The 14,281-nt window shown below is 45.2% G+C and carries 28 protein-coding genes; all 28 read left to right on the top strand.

Annotated features, from left to right (window positions below):
* Positions 1-472: 472 nt before the first annotated feature.
* The 28 genes from rpsJ to rplQ all read left to right on the top strand — a co-directional run bounded on the left by rpsJ (position 473) and on the right by rplQ (position 14,123).
* Complete coding sequence (rpsJ, locus tag AB4329_RS21455) at positions 473-784, top strand: 30S ribosomal protein S10 (protein ID WP_004736761.1); 312 nt, start codon at positions 473-475, stop codon at positions 782-784.
* 14 nt (positions 785-798) lie between these two features.
* A complete protein-coding gene (gene rplC, locus AB4329_RS21450; protein WP_004736763.1) occupies positions 799-1,428 on the top strand; it encodes a 50S ribosomal protein L3 in 630 nt (209 codons plus the stop codon).
* A gap of 16 nt (positions 1,429-1,444) precedes the next feature.
* The gene (rplD, locus tag AB4329_RS21445; RefSeq protein WP_004738803.1) at positions 1,445-2,047 is read left to right on the top strand and encodes a 50S ribosomal protein L4; all 603 of its coding nucleotides are present in this window, start codon (positions 1,445-1,447) and stop codon (positions 2,045-2,047) included.
* Entirely contained in the window at positions 2,044-2,346 is a 303-nt protein-coding gene (gene rplW / locus AB4329_RS21440) for a 50S ribosomal protein L23 (protein ID WP_004736765.1), read from the top strand. Before rplD ends, rplW begins: the two co-directional genes overlap by 4 nt.
* A 14-nt stretch (positions 2,347-2,360) precedes the next feature.
* Entirely contained in the window at positions 2,361-3,185 is an 825-nt protein-coding gene (gene rplB / locus AB4329_RS21435; protein ID WP_010435149.1) for a 50S ribosomal protein L2, read from the top strand.
* Positions 3,186-3,204: 19 nt separating this feature from the next.
* The gene (gene rpsS / locus AB4329_RS21430) at positions 3,205-3,483 is read left to right on the top strand and encodes a 30S ribosomal protein S19 (protein WP_004736729.1); all 279 of its coding nucleotides are present in this window, start codon (positions 3,205-3,207) and stop codon (positions 3,481-3,483) included.
* 10 nt (positions 3,484-3,493) lie between these two features.
* Positions 3,494-3,826, top strand: coding sequence for a 50S ribosomal protein L22 (rplV, locus tag AB4329_RS21425; protein ID WP_004736732.1), 333 nt, complete (start codon positions 3,494-3,496; stop codon positions 3,824-3,826).
* A gap of 18 nt (positions 3,827-3,844) precedes the next feature.
* Complete coding sequence (gene rpsC, locus AB4329_RS21420) at positions 3,845-4,543, top strand: 30S ribosomal protein S3 (RefSeq protein WP_004736734.1); 699 nt, start codon at positions 3,845-3,847, stop codon at positions 4,541-4,543.
* Between the two features lie 11 nt (positions 4,544-4,554).
* Complete coding sequence (rplP, locus tag AB4329_RS21415) at positions 4,555-4,965, top strand: 50S ribosomal protein L16 (RefSeq protein ID WP_004736736.1); 411 nt, start codon at positions 4,555-4,557, stop codon at positions 4,963-4,965.
* On the top strand, positions 4,965-5,156 hold the full coding sequence (gene rpmC / locus AB4329_RS21410; RefSeq protein ID WP_004736737.1) for a 50S ribosomal protein L29: 192 nt from the start codon (positions 4,965-4,967) through the stop codon (positions 5,154-5,156). Before rplP ends, rpmC begins: the two co-directional genes overlap by 1 nt.
* On the top strand, positions 5,156-5,410 hold the full coding sequence (gene rpsQ / locus AB4329_RS21405) for a 30S ribosomal protein S17 (protein WP_004736739.1): 255 nt from the start codon (positions 5,156-5,158) through the stop codon (positions 5,408-5,410). Before rpmC ends, rpsQ begins: the two co-directional genes overlap by 1 nt.
* 162 nt (positions 5,411-5,572) lie before the next feature.
* A complete protein-coding gene (rplN, locus tag AB4329_RS21400) occupies positions 5,573-5,944 on the top strand; it encodes a 50S ribosomal protein L14 (protein ID WP_004736740.1) in 372 nt (123 codons plus the stop codon).
* Positions 5,945-5,955: 11 nt separating this feature from the next.
* Entirely contained in the window at positions 5,956-6,273 is a 318-nt protein-coding gene (gene rplX, locus AB4329_RS21395) for a 50S ribosomal protein L24 (protein ID WP_004738792.1), read from the top strand.
* 24 nt (positions 6,274-6,297) lie between these two features.
* Entirely contained in the window at positions 6,298-6,837 is a 540-nt protein-coding gene (rplE, locus tag AB4329_RS21390; RefSeq protein WP_004738790.1) for a 50S ribosomal protein L5, read from the top strand.
* Positions 6,838-6,853: 16 nt separating this feature from the next.
* Positions 6,854-7,159, top strand: a complete 306-nt coding sequence (rpsN, locus tag AB4329_RS21385; RefSeq protein WP_004738789.1) for a 30S ribosomal protein S14 — start codon at positions 6,854-6,856, stop codon at positions 7,157-7,159.
* Between the two features lie 29 nt (positions 7,160-7,188).
* Positions 7,189-7,581 (top strand): 30S ribosomal protein S8, encoded by a 393-nt coding sequence (rpsH, locus tag AB4329_RS21380; protein WP_017061309.1) that lies wholly within the window; start codon positions 7,189-7,191, stop codon positions 7,579-7,581.
* 10 nt (positions 7,582-7,591) lie between these two features.
* A complete protein-coding gene (rplF, locus tag AB4329_RS21375) occupies positions 7,592-8,125 on the top strand; it encodes a 50S ribosomal protein L6 (protein ID WP_017063712.1) in 534 nt (177 codons plus the stop codon).
* Positions 8,126-8,134: 9 nt separating this feature from the next.
* The gene (gene rplR, locus AB4329_RS21370; protein ID WP_004738784.1) at positions 8,135-8,488 is read left to right on the top strand and encodes a 50S ribosomal protein L18; all 354 of its coding nucleotides are present in this window, start codon (positions 8,135-8,137) and stop codon (positions 8,486-8,488) included.
* A 14-nt stretch (positions 8,489-8,502) separates the two neighbouring features.
* On the top strand, positions 8,503-9,003 hold the full coding sequence (gene rpsE, locus AB4329_RS21365; protein ID WP_017061307.1) for a 30S ribosomal protein S5: 501 nt from the start codon (positions 8,503-8,505) through the stop codon (positions 9,001-9,003).
* 7 nt (positions 9,004-9,010) lie between these two features.
* Entirely contained in the window at positions 9,011-9,187 is a 177-nt protein-coding gene (rpmD, locus tag AB4329_RS21360) for a 50S ribosomal protein L30 (RefSeq protein WP_004736756.1), read from the top strand.
* Between the two features lie 5 nt (positions 9,188-9,192).
* On the top strand, positions 9,193-9,627 hold the full coding sequence (gene rplO / locus AB4329_RS21355; RefSeq protein WP_004736758.1) for a 50S ribosomal protein L15: 435 nt from the start codon (positions 9,193-9,195) through the stop codon (positions 9,625-9,627).
* Positions 9,628-9,647: 20 nt separating this feature from the next.
* Positions 9,648-10,982 carry a preprotein translocase subunit SecY gene (gene secY / locus AB4329_RS21350; RefSeq protein WP_004738781.1) on the top strand — a complete coding sequence of 445 codons (1,335 nt, stop codon included), beginning with the start codon at positions 9,648-9,650 and terminating at the stop codon, positions 10,980-10,982.
* A 41-nt stretch (positions 10,983-11,023) separates the two neighbouring features.
* The gene (gene rpmJ, locus AB4329_RS21345) at positions 11,024-11,137 is read left to right on the top strand and encodes a 50S ribosomal protein L36 (protein ID WP_000868186.1); all 114 of its coding nucleotides are present in this window, start codon (positions 11,024-11,026) and stop codon (positions 11,135-11,137) included.
* 148 nt (positions 11,138-11,285) lie between these two features.
* Entirely contained in the window at positions 11,286-11,642 is a 357-nt protein-coding gene (gene rpsM / locus AB4329_RS21340; RefSeq protein ID WP_004738779.1) for a 30S ribosomal protein S13, read from the top strand.
* A 19-nt stretch (positions 11,643-11,661) separates the two neighbouring features.
* The gene (gene rpsK / locus AB4329_RS21335; protein WP_004738778.1) at positions 11,662-12,051 is read left to right on the top strand and encodes a 30S ribosomal protein S11; all 390 of its coding nucleotides are present in this window, start codon (positions 11,662-11,664) and stop codon (positions 12,049-12,051) included.
* Between the two features lie 31 nt (positions 12,052-12,082).
* Positions 12,083-12,703, top strand: coding sequence for a 30S ribosomal protein S4 (gene rpsD, locus AB4329_RS21330; protein WP_004738777.1), 621 nt, complete (start codon positions 12,083-12,085; stop codon positions 12,701-12,703).
* 22 nt (positions 12,704-12,725) lie between these two features.
* The gene (locus tag AB4329_RS21325; protein WP_004729813.1) at positions 12,726-13,718 is read left to right on the top strand and encodes a DNA-directed RNA polymerase subunit alpha; all 993 of its coding nucleotides are present in this window, start codon (positions 12,726-12,728) and stop codon (positions 13,716-13,718) included.
* A gap of 24 nt (positions 13,719-13,742) precedes the next feature.
* On the top strand, positions 13,743-14,123 hold the full coding sequence (gene rplQ, locus AB4329_RS21320) for a 50S ribosomal protein L17 (protein WP_004729812.1): 381 nt from the start codon (positions 13,743-13,745) through the stop codon (positions 14,121-14,123).
* Positions 14,124-14,281: the final 158 nt, after the last annotated feature.

Raw genomic sequence — 14,281 nt, 5'->3', positions numbered from 1 at the left:
GTGTTGTAGCTAAAATCTTCGCTTAATAGCATTTAGATTTTTGCACTCTCTTCATTAGAAGAGCACGCATCTGAAAAGGGGAGCTTCGGCTTCCCTTTTGTTTTCTCAAAAGAAATATTACCTTCCATCTATCTTCTTCCCTCTCGATACAAAACCAACTTCCAATAAATTGCGATTATTTTTCCAACACTACTTGCATACTAAAGTGTGATCTGTATAATGCATCGCACTGGCTAACGCTGGTTGTGAACCAATGAGCACTGAGGAGTAGGTCTTACCTAGTAATGTATACTCAGCTTATGTTCGCGGTTAATAAAAATAGTAAACTTCTTGTTTACTTCAAAAGTTAACTGACAATGCGTCCTAATTTTGGGTGCTACGGTTTCACATAAATCAATCGGCATTCTCTCGTTTTATCGGGTTTGAGTGGCGATATTGTTTGTGTAATTTTTAATAATTGGAGCTCTGTCTCATGCAGAACCAACGTATTCGTATCCGCCTTAAAGCGTTTGATTACAAGCTAATCGATGCTTCAACTGCGGAAATCGTTGAAACAGCAAAACGTACTGGCGCACAGGTTCGTGGTCCTATTCCACTTCCTACTCGTAAAGAGCGTTTCACTGTTCTTACCTCTCCACACGTCAACAAAGATGCACGTGATCAGTACGAAATCCGTACTCACAAGCGTTTGATCGACATCGTTGAGCCAACAGATAAAACTGTTGATGCTCTAATGCGTCTTGATCTTGCAGCTGGCGTTGATGTTCAAATCAGCCTAGGTTAAGGGAGATAAGAATAATGATTGGTCTAGTCGGACGTAAAGTGGGTATGACCCGCGTATTTACTGAAGAAGGCGTTTCTATCCCAGTAACTGTTGTTGAGGTTGAAGCGAACCGTATTTCTCAAGTTAAAACTCTTGAGACAGACGGCTACGCAGCAATCCAAGTAACTACTGGTGCTAAGAAAGCTAACCGTGTAACTAAACCTGAAGCTGGTCACTTCGCGAAAGCGGGTGTAGAAGCAGGTCGCGGTCTTTGGGAATTCCGTTTAGAAAACGGCGAAGAGTTTGAAGTTGGCGCTGAGCTAAACGTAGAACTTTTCAACGAAATTAAAAAAGTAGACGTTACTGGTACATCTAAAGGTAAAGGCTTCCAAGGCGCTATCAAGCGTTGGAACTTCTCTACTCAAGATATGACTCACGGTAACTCTTTGTCTCACCGCGCACCGGGTTCAATTGGCCAATGTCAAACTCCAGGCCGCGTGTTTAAAGGCAAGAAAATGGCAGGTCACATGGGTGCTGAGCGTGTAACGACTCAAAACCTAGAGATCGTACGTGTTGACGCTGAGCGCAATCTACTCCTTATTAAAGGTGCAGTACCGGGCTCAACAGGCGGAAACGTGATCGTAAAACCTGCTGTTAAAGCATAACGTCTAGGAGTAAGTAATGGAATTGATGGTTAAAGGTGCTGATGCACTAACTGTTTCCGAGACTACTTTCGGACGTGACTTCAACGAAGCTCTTGTACACCAAGTAGTTGTTGCATATGCAGCAGGTGCTCGTCAAGGTACTCGTGCTCAAAAGACTCGTTCTGAAGTATCTGGCGGTGGCGCTAAGCCATGGCGTCAAAAAGGTACTGGCCGCGCACGTGCTGGTACAATTCGTAGCCCAATCTGGCGTACAGGTGGTGTTACTTTTGCTGCGAAACCACAAGATCACAGCCAAAAAGTAAACAAAAAAATGTACCGCGGTGCTATGAAGAGCATTCTTTCTGAGCTAGTTCGTCAAGAGCGTTTAATCGTTGTTGATAACTTCTCTGTAGAAGCACCAAAAACAAAAGAACTTGTAGCTAAGCTTAAAGAGCTTGAGCTAAGCGACGTTCTGATTGTGACTGGCGAAGTAGATGAAAATCTATTCTTAGCTGCTCGTAACCTATACAAAGTAGATGCACGTGATGTTGCTGGTGTTGATCCAGTATCACTAATCGCTTTCGACAAGGTTCTAATGACTGCTGACGCAGTTAAGCAAGTTGAGGAGATGCTAGCATGATCACTGAAGAGCGTATCTTAAAAGTTCTACGTGCTCCGCACATCTCTGAAAAAGCAACTATGGCAGCTGAGAAAGCGAACACTATCGTTTTCAAAGTAGCTAAAGATGCAACTAAGAAAGAGATCAAAGCAGCTGTAGAAAAGCTATTTGAAGTTGAAGTTAAGTCTGTAAATACTCTTGTATTAAAGGGTAAGACCAAACGTCAAGGTATGCGTGAAGGCCGTCGTTCAGACGTTAAGAAAGCCTACGTTACTTTGAAAGAAGGTCAAGATCTTGACTTCGTTGGCGGCGCGGAATAACAGGAGTAGTAAAAATGGCTATTGTTAAATGTAAGCCGACTTCCCCTGGTCGTCGTCACGTCGTTAAAGTTGTTAACGCTGACCTACACAAGGGTAAGCCATACGCACCACTTCTAGAGAAAAACTCTAAGAACGGTGGTCGTAACAACAACGGTCGTATTACAGTACGTCACATCGGTGGTGGTCATAAGCACCATTACCGTGTAATTGACTTCAAACGTACTAAAGATGGCATCCCAGCGAAAGTTGAGCGTCTAGAATACGATCCAAACCGTAGTGCTAACATCGCTCTAGTTCTGTACGCAGACGGTGAGCGTCGTTACATCATTGCACCTAAAGGTGTTAACGCAGGCGACCAGATTCAATCTGGCGTAGATGCTGCAATCAAAGCAGGTAACACTCTGCCGATGCGCAACATCCCAGTAGGTTCTACTGTACACTGTGTTGAACTTAAGCCTGGTAAAGGTGCTCAACTAGCTCGTTCGGCTGGTGCTTATGCTCAAATCATCGCTCGCGATGGTGCATACGTAACTATCCGTCTACGTTCTGGTGAGATGCGCAAAGTTCTTTCTGAAGGTCGTGCAACGATCGGTGAAGTTGGTAACTCTGAGCATATGCTACGTGAACTTGGTAAAGCTGGTGCTTCACGCTGGCGCGGCGTACGTCCAACCGTACGTGGTGTAGTAATGAACCCGGTGGATCACCCACATGGTGGTGGTGAAGGCCGCACATCTGGTGGTCGTCACCCAGTTTCTCCTTGGGGCGTTCCTACTAAGGGCTTCAAGACTCGTAAGAACAAGCGCACTGACAAGTACATCGTACGTCGTCGCACTAAATAATTTATAAAGAGGAATCGCCATGCCACGTTCTCTCAAGAAAGGTCCTTTTATTGACCTACACTTGCTGAAGAAGGTAGAGAAAGCGGTGGAAAGCGGAGACAAAAAGCCTATTAAGACTTGGTCCCGTCGCTCAATGATCATCCCAACAATGATTGGTTTGACCATCGCTGTCCATAATGGTCGTCAGCACGTTCCAGTTTTCGTTACCGAAGAAATGATCGGTCACAAACTGGGCGAATTTGCACCAACTCGTACTTATCGCGGTCATGCTGCAGATAAGAAAGCTAAGAAGAAATAAGGAGTAGATGATGGAAGCTTTAGCTAAACATAACTTTGCTCGTATTTCTCCACAGAAAGCTCGCTTAGTTGCAGACCAAATTCGCGGTAAGTCGGTAGACCAAGCTCTAGAAATTCTAACTTTCAGCAACAAAAAAGCTGCTGTATTAGTTAAGAAGGTTCTTGAGTCAGCTATCGCTAACGCGGAACATAACGAAGGTGCAGATATCGACGATCTAAATGTCGCTAAAATCTTCGTAGATGAGGGCCCTATCATGAAGCGTATTATGCCTCGTGCTAAAGGTCGTGCGGATCGTATCTTGAAGCGTTCAAGCCACATCACTATTGTTGTAGCAGATCGCTAAAGACTAGGAGAGTAAGCAATGGGTCAGAAAGTACATCCTAATGGTATTCGTCTTGGCATCGTTAAGCCTTGGAATGCTACATGGTTTGCTAATACCAACGAATTCGCTGACAACCTAGACGGCGACTTCAAGGTACGTCAGTTCCTTACAAAGGAACTACAAAAAGCATCATTATCTCGTATCGTTATCGAGCGTCCAGCTAAGAGCATCCGTGTGACTATTCACACTGCTCGTCCTGGCGTTGTTATCGGTAAGAAAGGTGAAGACGTAGAGAAGCTACGCGCAGCTGTAGCTAAAATCGCAGGTGTACCAGCGCAAATTAACATCGCTGAAGTACGTAAGCCTGAGCTAGATGGTCAGCTTGTAGCTGATAGCATCGCGTCTCAACTAGAGCGTCGTGTTATGTTCCGTCGTGCAATGAAGCGTGCGGTACAAAATGCTATGCGTCTAGGCGCTAAAGGCATCAAAGTACAAGTAGGCGGCCGTCTTGGCGGTGCTGAAATCGCACGTTCTGAGTGGTACCGTGAAGGCCGTGTGCCTCTACACACTCTACGTGCAGACATTGATTACGCAACTTCTTCGGCTCACACTCAATACGGTGTGATCGGCATTAAAGTTTGGATCTTCAAAGGTGAGATTCTAGGCGGTATGCCAGCTGCTAACGCAGTAGAGCCAAAAGGCGATAAGCCTAAGAAGCAGCGTAAAGGCCGTAAGTAAGGAGTCGAACGATGCTACAACCAAAACGTACTAAGTTCCGCAAGGTTATGACTGGTCGTAACCGTGGTCTAGCTAAAGGTACTGAAGTAAGCTTCGGCGAATTCGGTCTTAAAGCTGTTGGCCGTGGTCGTCTGACTGCACGTCAAATCGAAGCGGCACGTCGTGCTATGACACGTCACATTAAGCGTCAAGGTCAAATCTGGATTCGTGTATTCCCAGACAAGCCAATTACTGAAAAGCCTCTTGAAGTTCGTCAAGGTAAAGGTAAAGGTTCAGTTGCGTACTGGGTTGCTCAAATCCAACCAGGCAAAGTTATGTACGAGATGAATGGCGTACCTGAAGAGTTGGCACGTGAAGCGTTCCGCCTAGCGGCACGTAAACTGCCTGTTAAAACTACTTTTGTAACTAAGCAGGTGATGTGATGAAAGCACAAGATCTACGCGAAAAGAACGTTGAAGAGCTTAACGCTGAGCTATTGAATTTGCTACGTGAACAGTTCAACTTGCGCATGCAAGCTGCAACTGGTCAACTACAGCAAACTCATACTCTAAAAGCTGTACGCCGTGACATCGCACGTGTGAAAACTGTTTTGACTGAAAAGGCAGGCGCATAATGAGCGAAACTAACCGCATCCAGCAAGGCCGTGTAGTAAGTGACAAGATGGACAAGTCTATCGTTGTTGCTATTGAGCGCACTGTAAAACACCCAATTTACGGTAAGTTCATCAAACGCACGACTAAAGTACACGCACACGACGAAGACAACACTTGTGGCCTAGGCGACAAAGTTGAAATCGCTGAGTGTCGTCCTCTGTCTAAGACTAAGTCTTGGACATTGGTTAAAGTTCTAGAAAAAGCGAAGATTTAATCTTTGTAATTCTATAACTTATAAGCGGCTCCAAATAATTTTTTGGAGCCGCTTGTTTTTTGTCTACCCAATTTAAAAAAAGGGTGGTACAATTCGCGTCCCTTTTAAAGAGGCAGCCCGACCCGAGAGGGTCTAGTTTTAATATTTAGCGGAGCACTAACAATGATCCAGATGCAAAGTACACTTGACGCAGCAGATAACTCTGGCGCGCGCAAGGTAATGTGTATTAAGGTTCTGGGTGGCTCTCACCGCCGTTATGCACATATCGGTGACGTCATCAAGGTTACAGTGAAGGAAGCGATTCCTCGCGGTAAAGTAAAGAAAGGTGATGTTCTGAAGGCGGTAGTAGTGCGCACCCGTAAAGGCGTTCGTCGCCCAGACGGTTCTGTCATTCGCTTCGACAGTAATGCTTGTGTATTGTTAAATGACACTACTGAGCAACCAGTCGGCACACGTATCTTTGGTCCTGTGACTCGTGAACTTCGTAACGCGAAATTCATGAAGATTGTATCACTAGCACCTGAAGTTCTGTAAGGAGCGGCAATATGGCAGCTAAAATCCGTCGTAATGACGAAGTAATCATTCTTGCTGGTAAAGATAAAGGCAAGAAAGGTAAAGTAACTAAGGTTCTGACAACTGGTAAAGTTATCGTTGAAGGCATCAACCTTGTTAAGAAACACCAAAAGCCGGTTCCGGCTCTAGGTCAACAAGGTGGCATCGTTGAACAAGAAGCAGCTATTGATGCTTCTAACGTTGCTGTTTTTAACGCGGCTACTGGTAAAGCAGACCGTATCGGTTTCCGTATCGAAGATGGCAAGAAAGTTCGTTTCTTCAAATCTAACGGCGAAACTGTTTCTAACTAATTAGAAGTAATTTGGAGTTCTACTATGGCGAAACTGCATGATTACTACAAGTCGTCTGTAGTCGCTGAGCTTACCAAAGAGTTCAGCTACACAAGCGTCATGCAAGTCCCTAGGATTGAGAAAATCACCCTAAATATGGGCGTTGGTGAAGCAATCAACGATAAGAAACTGCTAGAAAACGCAGCAGCTGATATGGCAACGATCTCTGGTCAAAAGCCACTTATCACTAAAGCGCGTAAATCTGTAGCTGGTTTCAAAATTCGTGAAGGCTACCCAATTGGTTGTAAAGTAACCTTGCGTGGTGAGCGCATGTGGGAATTTTTAGAGCGTTTAATCTCTATCGCACTTCCACGTGTACGTGATTTCCGTGGTGTTAGCGCTAAGTCTTTTGACGGTCGCGGTAACTACAGCATGGGCGTTCGCGAGCAAATCATCTTTCCGGAAATCGACTACGATAAAGTCGATCGTGTCCGCGGTCTTGATATCACTATCACGACTTCTGCGGGTTCCGATGAGGAAGGCCGAGCTCTGCTGGCTGCCTTTAACTTCCCATTCCGTAAGTAAGGGTAGGGTTACTGTTATGGCTAAACAATCAATGAAAGCACGTGAAGCTAAACGTGCAAAACTAGTAGCTAAGTTCGCTGAAAAGCGTTCTGCGCTAAAAGTTATCATTAGCGATGTAAACGCATCTGAAGAAGATCGTTGGAATGCGGTTCTTAAACTGCAATCTCTTCCACGTGATTCAAGTGCATCACGTCAGCGCAACCGTTGCAACCAAACTGGTCGTCCACACGGTTACCTACGTAAATTCGGTCTAAGCCGCATTAAGGTTCGTGAAGCTTGCATGAAAGGCGAGATTCCGGGTCTTCGTAAGGCTAGCTGGTAATTGCCACTTAATCATTTGGAGTAAATCTTATGAGCATGCAAGATCCGATTTCGGATATGCTGACCCGAGTTCGTAACGGTCAGGCAGCAAACAAAGTTGCTGTAAAAATGCCTTCTTCAAAGCTTAAAGTTGCAATTGCTGCATTACTTAAAGCTGAAGGTTACATCGTAGACTTCGCTGTTAACAGCGAAGCAAAACCTGAGCTAGAAGTTACTCTTAAGTACTTCCAAGCTAAACCTGTAATCGAGCAAATCAAGCGTGTATCACGTCCTGGTCTAAGAGTTTATAAAAATAAAGACTCTTTACCTACAGTGATGGGTGGTCTTGGTATTGCAGTTGTTTCTACTTCCAAGGGTCTGATGTCTGACCGTGCTGCTCGTAAAGCAGGTCTTGGCGGTGAAATCATCTGTTACGTAGCTTAAGGAGTAGATTATGTCTCGTGTTGCTAAAGCACCTGTCGCTATTCCAGCTGGCGTAGAGGTGAAACTAAACGGCCAAGAAGTTACTGTAAAAGGTAGCAAAGGTGAGCTTACTCGCGTTCTTAACAGCGCCGTAGTTATTGCACAGGAAGAAACCAACCTAACTTTCGGTCCGAAAGAAGGTGTTACTAACGCATGGGCACAAGCTGGTACAGCTCGCGCTCTAGTTAATAACATGGTTGTGGGTGTTACTGAGGGCTTCACTAAGAAGCTAACTCTTAAGGGTGTTGGTTACCGTGCTGCTATGAAAGGCAACTCTGTAGCTCTAACTCTTGGTTTTTCTCACCCAGTAGAGCACGCTCTACCTGAAGGTATTAAAGCTGAGTGCCCTAGCCAAACTGAGATCATCATTACTGGTTGCGATAAGCAAGTAGTAGGTCAAGTTGCGGCTGACATTCGTTCTTACCGTGCTCCTGAGCCTTACAAAGGCAAAGGTGTTCGTTACGCAGATGAAAATGTGCGTACTAAAGAAGCTAAGAAGAAGTAAGGTATCACTATGGATAAGAAAGCATCTCGCATCCGTCGTGCTACACGTGCACGTCGTAAGATTGCAGAACTTGGTGCAACTCGCCTGGTAGTACACCGTACTCCTCGCCATGTTTACGCACAAGTTATCGCGGCAAACGGCTCTGAGGTTATCGCAGCTGCTTCTACTGTAGAAAAAGCGATCCGTGAGCAAGTTAAGAACACTGGTAACGTTGATGCAGCTAAAGCAGTTGGTAAAGCTGTTGCTGAGCGCGCTCTTGAAAAAGGCGTAGCTTCAGTTGCATTTGATCGTTCTGGTTTCCAATACCACGGTCGAGTAGCGGCGCTAGCAGAATCTGCTCGCGAAGCTGGTCTGAAATTCTAAGGTAGGGTTGGAAGATGGCTAAAGAACAACAACAAGCTAATGATTTGCAAGAAAAGCTGATCGCAGTTAACCGTGTATCTAAGACGGTTAAAGGTGGTCGAATCATGAGCTTTACTGCACTAACAGTAGTTGGTGACGGTAACGGTCGCGTAGGTTTCGGTTACGGCAAAGCTCGTGAAGTACCTGCTGCGATTCAAAAAGCAATGGAAAAAGCGCGCCGTAACATGGTTACAGTATCGCTTAACGAAGGCACTCTTCACCACCCGGTGAAAGGTCGTCATTCGGGCTCTAAAGTTTACATGCAGCCAGCTGCAGAAGGTACAGGTGTTATTGCCGGCGGTGCAATGCGTGCTGTACTTGAAGTTGCGGGCGTACATAACGTACTTTCTAAAGCATACGGTTCAACGAACCCGATCAACATCGTTCGTGCAACGATTGGTGCTCTAGTAGACGTTAAGTCACCAGAAATGGTTGCTGCTAAACGTGGTCTAACTGTTGAATCTATTTCGGAGTAAGCACACGATGGCAACTATTAAAGTAACTCAAACTAAAAGCTCAATTGGTCGCCTACCTAAGCACAAAGCGTGTCTTAAAGGTCTAGGTCTTCGTCGCATCAACCATACAGTAGAACTTGAAGATACACCGTGCGTACGCGGTATGATCAACAAGGTTTACTACATGGTTAAGATTGAGGAGTAATCAGAATGCGTTTGAATACTCTATCACCGGCTGCTGGCTCTAAACCTTCTAAGAAGCGTGTAGGTCGTGGTATCGGTTCTGGCCTTGGTAAAACAGGTGGCCGCGGTCACAAAGGTCAAAAGTCACGTTCTGGCGGCTCTGTTCGTCCAGGTTTTGAAGGCGGTCAAATGCCTCTAAAACAACGTCTACCTAAATTCGGTTTCACTTCTCGTAAGAGCCTAGTGTCTGCTGAAGTTCGTCTAGCTGAGCTAGCGAAAGTAACAGGTGACGTAGTTGATCTTAACAGCCTTAAAGCTGCTAACGTTATCACTAAGAACATCGAGTTTGTTAAGATCGTTCTTTCTGGTGACCTAAGCAAAGCTGTGACTGTTAAAGGTCTACGCGTGACTAAAGGCGCTAAAGCTGCAATCGAAGCTGCAGGCGGTAAAATCGAGGAATAATCTCGAGGAACGAGGTACAGATGGCTAAGAAACCAGGACAAGATTTTCGTAGTGCTCAGAGCGGCTTAAGTGAACTAAAGTCGCGCTTATTATTCGTAATTGGTGCACTTTTAGTATTCCGAGCCGGCTCTTTTGTGCCGATCCCTGGTATTGACGCAGCTGTACTTGCCGATTTGTTCGATCAGCAAAAAGGTACCATCGTAGAAATGTTTAACATGTTCTCCGGTGGTGCTCTTGAGCGTGCATCTATATTAGCATTGGGTATCATGCCGTACATTTCGGCATCGATCGTAGTCCAATTGCTAACTGTAGTTCATCCAGCGTTAGCGGAACTCAAGAAAGAGGGTGAAGCAGGCCGTCGTAAGATAAGCCAATATACACGCTACGGCACGCTTGTACTTGCAACATTCCAAGCTATTGGTATCGCAACAGGCTTACCAAACATGGTCGACAATCTGGTTGTTATCAACCAAACCATGTTTACGCTTATTGCTACCGTGAGTTTAGTAACTGGTACCATGTTCTTAATGTGGTTAGGTGAACAAATCACTGAGCGAGGAATCGGTAATGGTATTTCCATTCTGATTTTTGCAGGTATTGTTGCTGGATTGCCTTCTGCAATCGGTCAAACAATCGAGCAAGCGCGTCAAGGTGAATTGCATGTGCTTCTTCTGCTGTTGATTGCTGTATTGTCTTTTGCTGTTATTTACTTCGTAGTTTTCATGGAACGTGGTCAACGTCGTATCGTCGTTAACTATGCGAAACGTCAACAAGGTCGTAAAGTTTTTGCAGCACAAAGCTCTCACTTGCCTCTTAAGATTAATATGGCAGGTGTTATTCCAGCGATTTTCGCATCAAGTATTATTTTGTTCCCAGGAACATTAGCGCAGTGGTTTGGTCAAAATGGTGAAAGCAGCGCGTTCGGTTGGTTAACTGACGTGTCATTAGCTCTTAGCCCAGGTCAACCTTTGTATGTAATGCTTTATGCAGCAGCTATAATCTTCTTCTGTTTCTTCTATACAGCGTTGGTGTTTAACCCACGTGAAACAGCTGATAACTTGAAGAAGTCTGGTGCATTCGTACCCGGTATCCGCCCAGGTGAGCAGACAGCGAAATATATCGATAAAGTGATGACTAGACTAACCCTTGCGGGCGCTCTATACATTACTTTTATATGTCTGATTCCTGAGTTCATGATGGTCGCGTGGAACGTTCGTTTCTACTTTGGCGGCACATCACTACTAATCGTAGTGGTAGTTATCATGGATTTCATGGCACAGGTACAGACTCATCTGATGTCACAACAGTATGATTCTGTGTTAAAGAAAGCGAATCTGAAGGGTTACGGCCGTTAATTCGGTGGTAACAATTTCGATTCCATTTACGGAGTTTAGCAATGAAAGTTCGTGCTTCCGTTAAAAAAATCTGCCGTAACTGTAAAGTTATCAAGCGTAACGGTGTCGTTCGCGTGATTTGCAGTGAGCCAAAGCATAAGCAACGCCAAGGCTAATTAGCAGAAATTTTTACTTGAAATACAAGGTAGAGTCGAGTATATTCCTCGGCCTACCTTTTGCGTGCAAAAGAAGTAGTATGCCGCAGCGTATCCATAACGGGCTTTGCTGCGGATAATTCTTTTATGAACCCCTTAGGAGTGAATAATGGCCCGTATAGCCGGCATTAACATTCCTGATCATAAGCATTCTGTAATTGCACTTACTGCAATCTACGGTATCGGTAAAACTCGCTCTCAAGCTATTCTAGCTGAAGTGGGTATTGCTGAAGATGCTAAGATCAGTGAACTAACTGAAGAGCAGATCGATCAACTGCGTGATGGTGTAGCTAAGTACACTGTAGAAGGTGATCTACGTCGTGAAGTATCGATGAACATCAAGCGTCTTATGGACCTTGGCTGTTACCGCGGTCTTCGTCATCGTCGCAGTCTACCACTACGTGGACAGCGTACTAAAACCAACGCTCGCACCCGTAAGGGTCCGCGCAAGCCGATCAAGAAATAGTCGGATAAGGTAGAGTACAATGGCAAAACAACCAACTCGCGCGCGTAAGCGCGTACGCAAGCAAGTAGCTGATGGCGTAGCGCACATTCATGCTTCTTTCAACAACACAATCGTAACTATCACTGACCGTCAAGGCAACGCTCTTGCATGGGCTACAGCAGGTGGTTCAGGTTTCCGTGGTTCTCGTAAATCTACTCCGTTCGCAGCACAAGTTGCAGCTGAGCGTTGTGGTGAAATGGCTAAAGAATATGGCCTAAAGAACTTGGAAGTTATGGTTAAGGGTCCAGGTCCAGGTCGCGAATCTACTGTTCGTGCACTGAACGCTGCTGGTTTCCGTATCACTAACATTGTTGATGCGACACCAATCCCTCATAACGGTTGTCGTCCACCTAAGAAACGTCGCGTTTAAGTTTCGTTTCTAGGAATATTGGAGAAAGATCATGGCAAGATATTTGGGTCCTAAGCTTAAGCTTAGCCGTCGCGAAGGTACTGACTTATTCCTTAAGTCTGGTGTCCGTGCGATCGATACCAAGTGTAAAATTGATAACGCACCAGGTGTACACGGCGCTCGTCGCGGTCGTCTATCTGAGTATGGCGTTCAGCTTCGTGAGAAGCAAAAAGTTCGTCGTATCTACGGCGTTCTAGAAAAACAATTCCGCAACTACTACAAAGAAGCTGCACGTCTTAAAGGCAACACAGGTGCAAACCTGCTTCAGCTTCTTGAAGGTCGTCTTGATAACGTAGTTTACCGTATGGGCTTTGGCGCTACTCGTGCTGAATCTCGTCAACTAGTTAGCCACAAGTCTATTCTAGTTAACGGTAAAGTTGTAAACGTTCCTTCTTTCAAAGTAGCGGCAAACGACGTTGTTTCTATCCGCGAGAAAGCTAAACAGCAATCTCGTATTAAAGCGGCTCTAGAAGTTGCTGAACAACGTGAAAAGCCAACTTGGATTGAAGTAGATGCTGGCAAAATGGAAGGTACATTCAAGCGTATGCCTGAGCGTTCTGACCTATCAGCTGACATCAATGAACACTTGATCGTCGAACTTTACTCTAAGTAAGGTTAAAAAAAGAGAGGACACAATGCAGGGTTCTGTAACAGAATTTCTTAAGCCGCGTCTTGTTGACATTGAACAGATCAATACGACACACGCGAAAGTAACTCTTGAGCCATTAGAGCGCGGTTTCGGCCACACTCTAGGTAATGCTCTTCGCCGCATTCTTCTATCTTCTATGCCGGGTTGTGCCGTAACAGAAGTTGAAATTGAAGGTGTGCTACACGAATACAGCACTAAAGAAGGCGTTCAGGAAGATATCCTGGAAATCCTTCTAAACCTTAAAGGTTTGGCTGTACGCGTTGCTGAAGGCAAAGATGAAGTGTTTATTACACTGAACAAATCAGGCTCAGGCCCTGTTGTTGCAGGTGACATCACCCACGATGGTGATGTAGAGATCGCTAACCCTGAGCACGTAATTTGTCACCTAACGGATGACAACGCTGAGATCGCTATGCGTATCAAAGTAGAACGTGGTCGTGGTTACGTTCCAGCTTCAGCTCGTATCCATACTGAAGAAGATGAGCGCCCTATCGGTCGTCTACTAGTTGACGCTACTTACAGCCCGGTTGATAAAATCGCTTACGCTGTAGAAGCGGCACGTGTAGAACAACGTACTGATTTAGACAAGCTTGTTATCGATATGGAAACGAACGGTACTCTAGAACCTGAGGAAGCAATCCGTCGTGCAGCTACTATTTTAGCTGAACAATTGGATGCGTTCGTAGATCTTCGTGATGTACGTGTACCTGAGGAGAAGGAAGAGAAGCCAGAATTCGATCCTATCCTACTACGTCCTGTAGACGATCTTGAACTAACAGTTCGCTCTGCTAACTGTTTGAAAGCAGAAGCGATTCACTACATCGGTGATCTTGTACAGCGCACTGAGGTTGAGCTACTTAAAACGCCAAACCTTGGTAAGAAATCTCTTACAGAGATTAAAGATGTGCTTGCTTCACGTGGTCTTTCTCTAGGCATGCGTCTAGAAAACTGGCCACCAGCGTCAATCGCTGAAGATTAATCGAAAAGTTAGAAGGATTAGGTCATGCGCCATCGTAAAAGTGGTCGTCAACTCAACCGCAACAGCAGTCATCGCAAAGCGATGTTCAGCAACATGGCTAGCTCTCTTGTTCGTCACGAAGTTATTAAAACTACCGTGCCTAAAGCAAAAGAACTACGTCGCGTAATTGAGCCATTGATTACCCTAGCTAAGACAGACAGTGTTGCTAACCGTCGTCTTGCATTTGCTCGCACTCGTGATAACGAAGTTGTGGCAAAACTATTTAATGAACTAGGCCCGCGTTTCGCGGCTCGCCAAGGTGGTTACACTCGCATTCTTAAATGTGGTTTCCGTACTGGTGATAAAGCTCCAATGGCTTACATTGAGCTTGTAGACCGCCCAGCTGCTGAAGAAGCTGCTGAGTAATCTATACTAGATTCTTAATACAAAAGCCGAGCATTAGCTCGGCTTTTTTGTGTCTGTAGAACAAGGAAAAGATAATAGAAATTGCACCATGATGTTTGGCACTTTTTGCTTGTCTTATCTGCTCCAATTTTCAAAAATGTCTCGTATCTCGTATCTCG

Source organism: Vibrio sp. 10N.261.54.A5 (assembly GCF_041471145.1).
Classification (GTDB): Bacteria; Pseudomonadota; Gammaproteobacteria; order Enterobacterales; family Vibrionaceae; genus Vibrio; species Vibrio crassostreae_C.
The sequence above is the reverse complement of the archived record's forward strand: the minus strand, read 5'-3'. Positions and strand labels throughout refer to the sequence as shown.

Bases quoted from the DNA above. Each gene is read 5' to 3' on its own strand.
- rplQ (WP_004729812.1), top strand. From the start codon at position 13,743: ATGCGCCATCGTAAAAGTGGTCGTCAACTCAACCGCAACAGCAGTCAT.
- rpsE (WP_017061307.1), top strand. From the start codon at position 8,503: ATGGCTAAAGAACAACAACAAGCTAATGATTTGCAAGAAAAGCTGATC.
- rpsQ (WP_004736739.1), top strand. From the start codon at position 5,156: ATGAGCGAAACTAACCGCATCCAGCAAGGCCGTGTAGTAAGTGACAAG.
- rplN (WP_004736740.1), top strand. From the start codon at position 5,573: ATGATCCAGATGCAAAGTACACTTGACGCAGCAGATAACTCTGGCGCG.
- rpmD (WP_004736756.1), top strand. From the start codon at position 9,011: ATGGCAACTATTAAAGTAACTCAAACTAAAAGCTCAATTGGTCGCCTA.
- rpsS (WP_004736729.1), top strand. From the start codon at position 3,205: ATGCCACGTTCTCTCAAGAAAGGTCCTTTTATTGACCTACACTTGCTG.
- rplB (WP_010435149.1), top strand. From the start codon at position 2,361: ATGGCTATTGTTAAATGTAAGCCGACTTCCCCTGGTCGTCGTCACGTC.
- rplC (WP_004736763.1), top strand. From the start codon at position 799: ATGATTGGTCTAGTCGGACGTAAAGTGGGTATGACCCGCGTATTTACT.
- rplO (WP_004736758.1), top strand. From the start codon at position 9,193: ATGCGTTTGAATACTCTATCACCGGCTGCTGGCTCTAAACCTTCTAAG.
- rplD (WP_004738803.1), top strand. From the start codon at position 1,445: ATGGAATTGATGGTTAAAGGTGCTGATGCACTAACTGTTTCCGAGACT.
- AB4329_RS21325 (WP_004729813.1), top strand. From the start codon at position 12,726: ATGCAGGGTTCTGTAACAGAATTTCTTAAGCCGCGTCTTGTTGACATT.
- rplR (WP_004738784.1), top strand. From the start codon at position 8,135: ATGGATAAGAAAGCATCTCGCATCCGTCGTGCTACACGTGCACGTCGT.
- rpmC (WP_004736737.1), top strand. From the start codon at position 4,965: ATGAAAGCACAAGATCTACGCGAAAAGAACGTTGAAGAGCTTAACGCT.
- rplX (WP_004738792.1), top strand. From the start codon at position 5,956: ATGGCAGCTAAAATCCGTCGTAATGACGAAGTAATCATTCTTGCTGGT.
- rpsJ (WP_004736761.1), top strand. From the start codon at position 473: ATGCAGAACCAACGTATTCGTATCCGCCTTAAAGCGTTTGATTACAAG.
- rpsK (WP_004738778.1), top strand. From the start codon at position 11,662: ATGGCAAAACAACCAACTCGCGCGCGTAAGCGCGTACGCAAGCAAGTA.
- rplP (WP_004736736.1), top strand. From the start codon at position 4,555: ATGCTACAACCAAAACGTACTAAGTTCCGCAAGGTTATGACTGGTCGT.
- rplW (WP_004736765.1), top strand. From the start codon at position 2,044: ATGATCACTGAAGAGCGTATCTTAAAAGTTCTACGTGCTCCGCACATC.
- secY (WP_004738781.1), top strand. From the start codon at position 9,648: ATGGCTAAGAAACCAGGACAAGATTTTCGTAGTGCTCAGAGCGGCTTA.
- rpmJ (WP_000868186.1), top strand. From the start codon at position 11,024: ATGAAAGTTCGTGCTTCCGTTAAAAAAATCTGCCGTAACTGTAAAGTT.
- rpsC (WP_004736734.1), top strand. From the start codon at position 3,845: ATGGGTCAGAAAGTACATCCTAATGGTATTCGTCTTGGCATCGTTAAG.
- rpsN (WP_004738789.1), top strand. From the start codon at position 6,854: ATGGCTAAACAATCAATGAAAGCACGTGAAGCTAAACGTGCAAAACTA.
- rpsD (WP_004738777.1), top strand. From the start codon at position 12,083: ATGGCAAGATATTTGGGTCCTAAGCTTAAGCTTAGCCGTCGCGAAGGT.
- rpsH (WP_017061309.1), top strand. From the start codon at position 7,189: ATGAGCATGCAAGATCCGATTTCGGATATGCTGACCCGAGTTCGTAAC.
- rpsM (WP_004738779.1), top strand. From the start codon at position 11,286: ATGGCCCGTATAGCCGGCATTAACATTCCTGATCATAAGCATTCTGTA.
- rplE (WP_004738790.1), top strand. From the start codon at position 6,298: ATGGCGAAACTGCATGATTACTACAAGTCGTCTGTAGTCGCTGAGCTT.
- rplF (WP_017063712.1), top strand. From the start codon at position 7,592: ATGTCTCGTGTTGCTAAAGCACCTGTCGCTATTCCAGCTGGCGTAGAG.
- rplV (WP_004736732.1), top strand. From the start codon at position 3,494: ATGGAAGCTTTAGCTAAACATAACTTTGCTCGTATTTCTCCACAGAAA.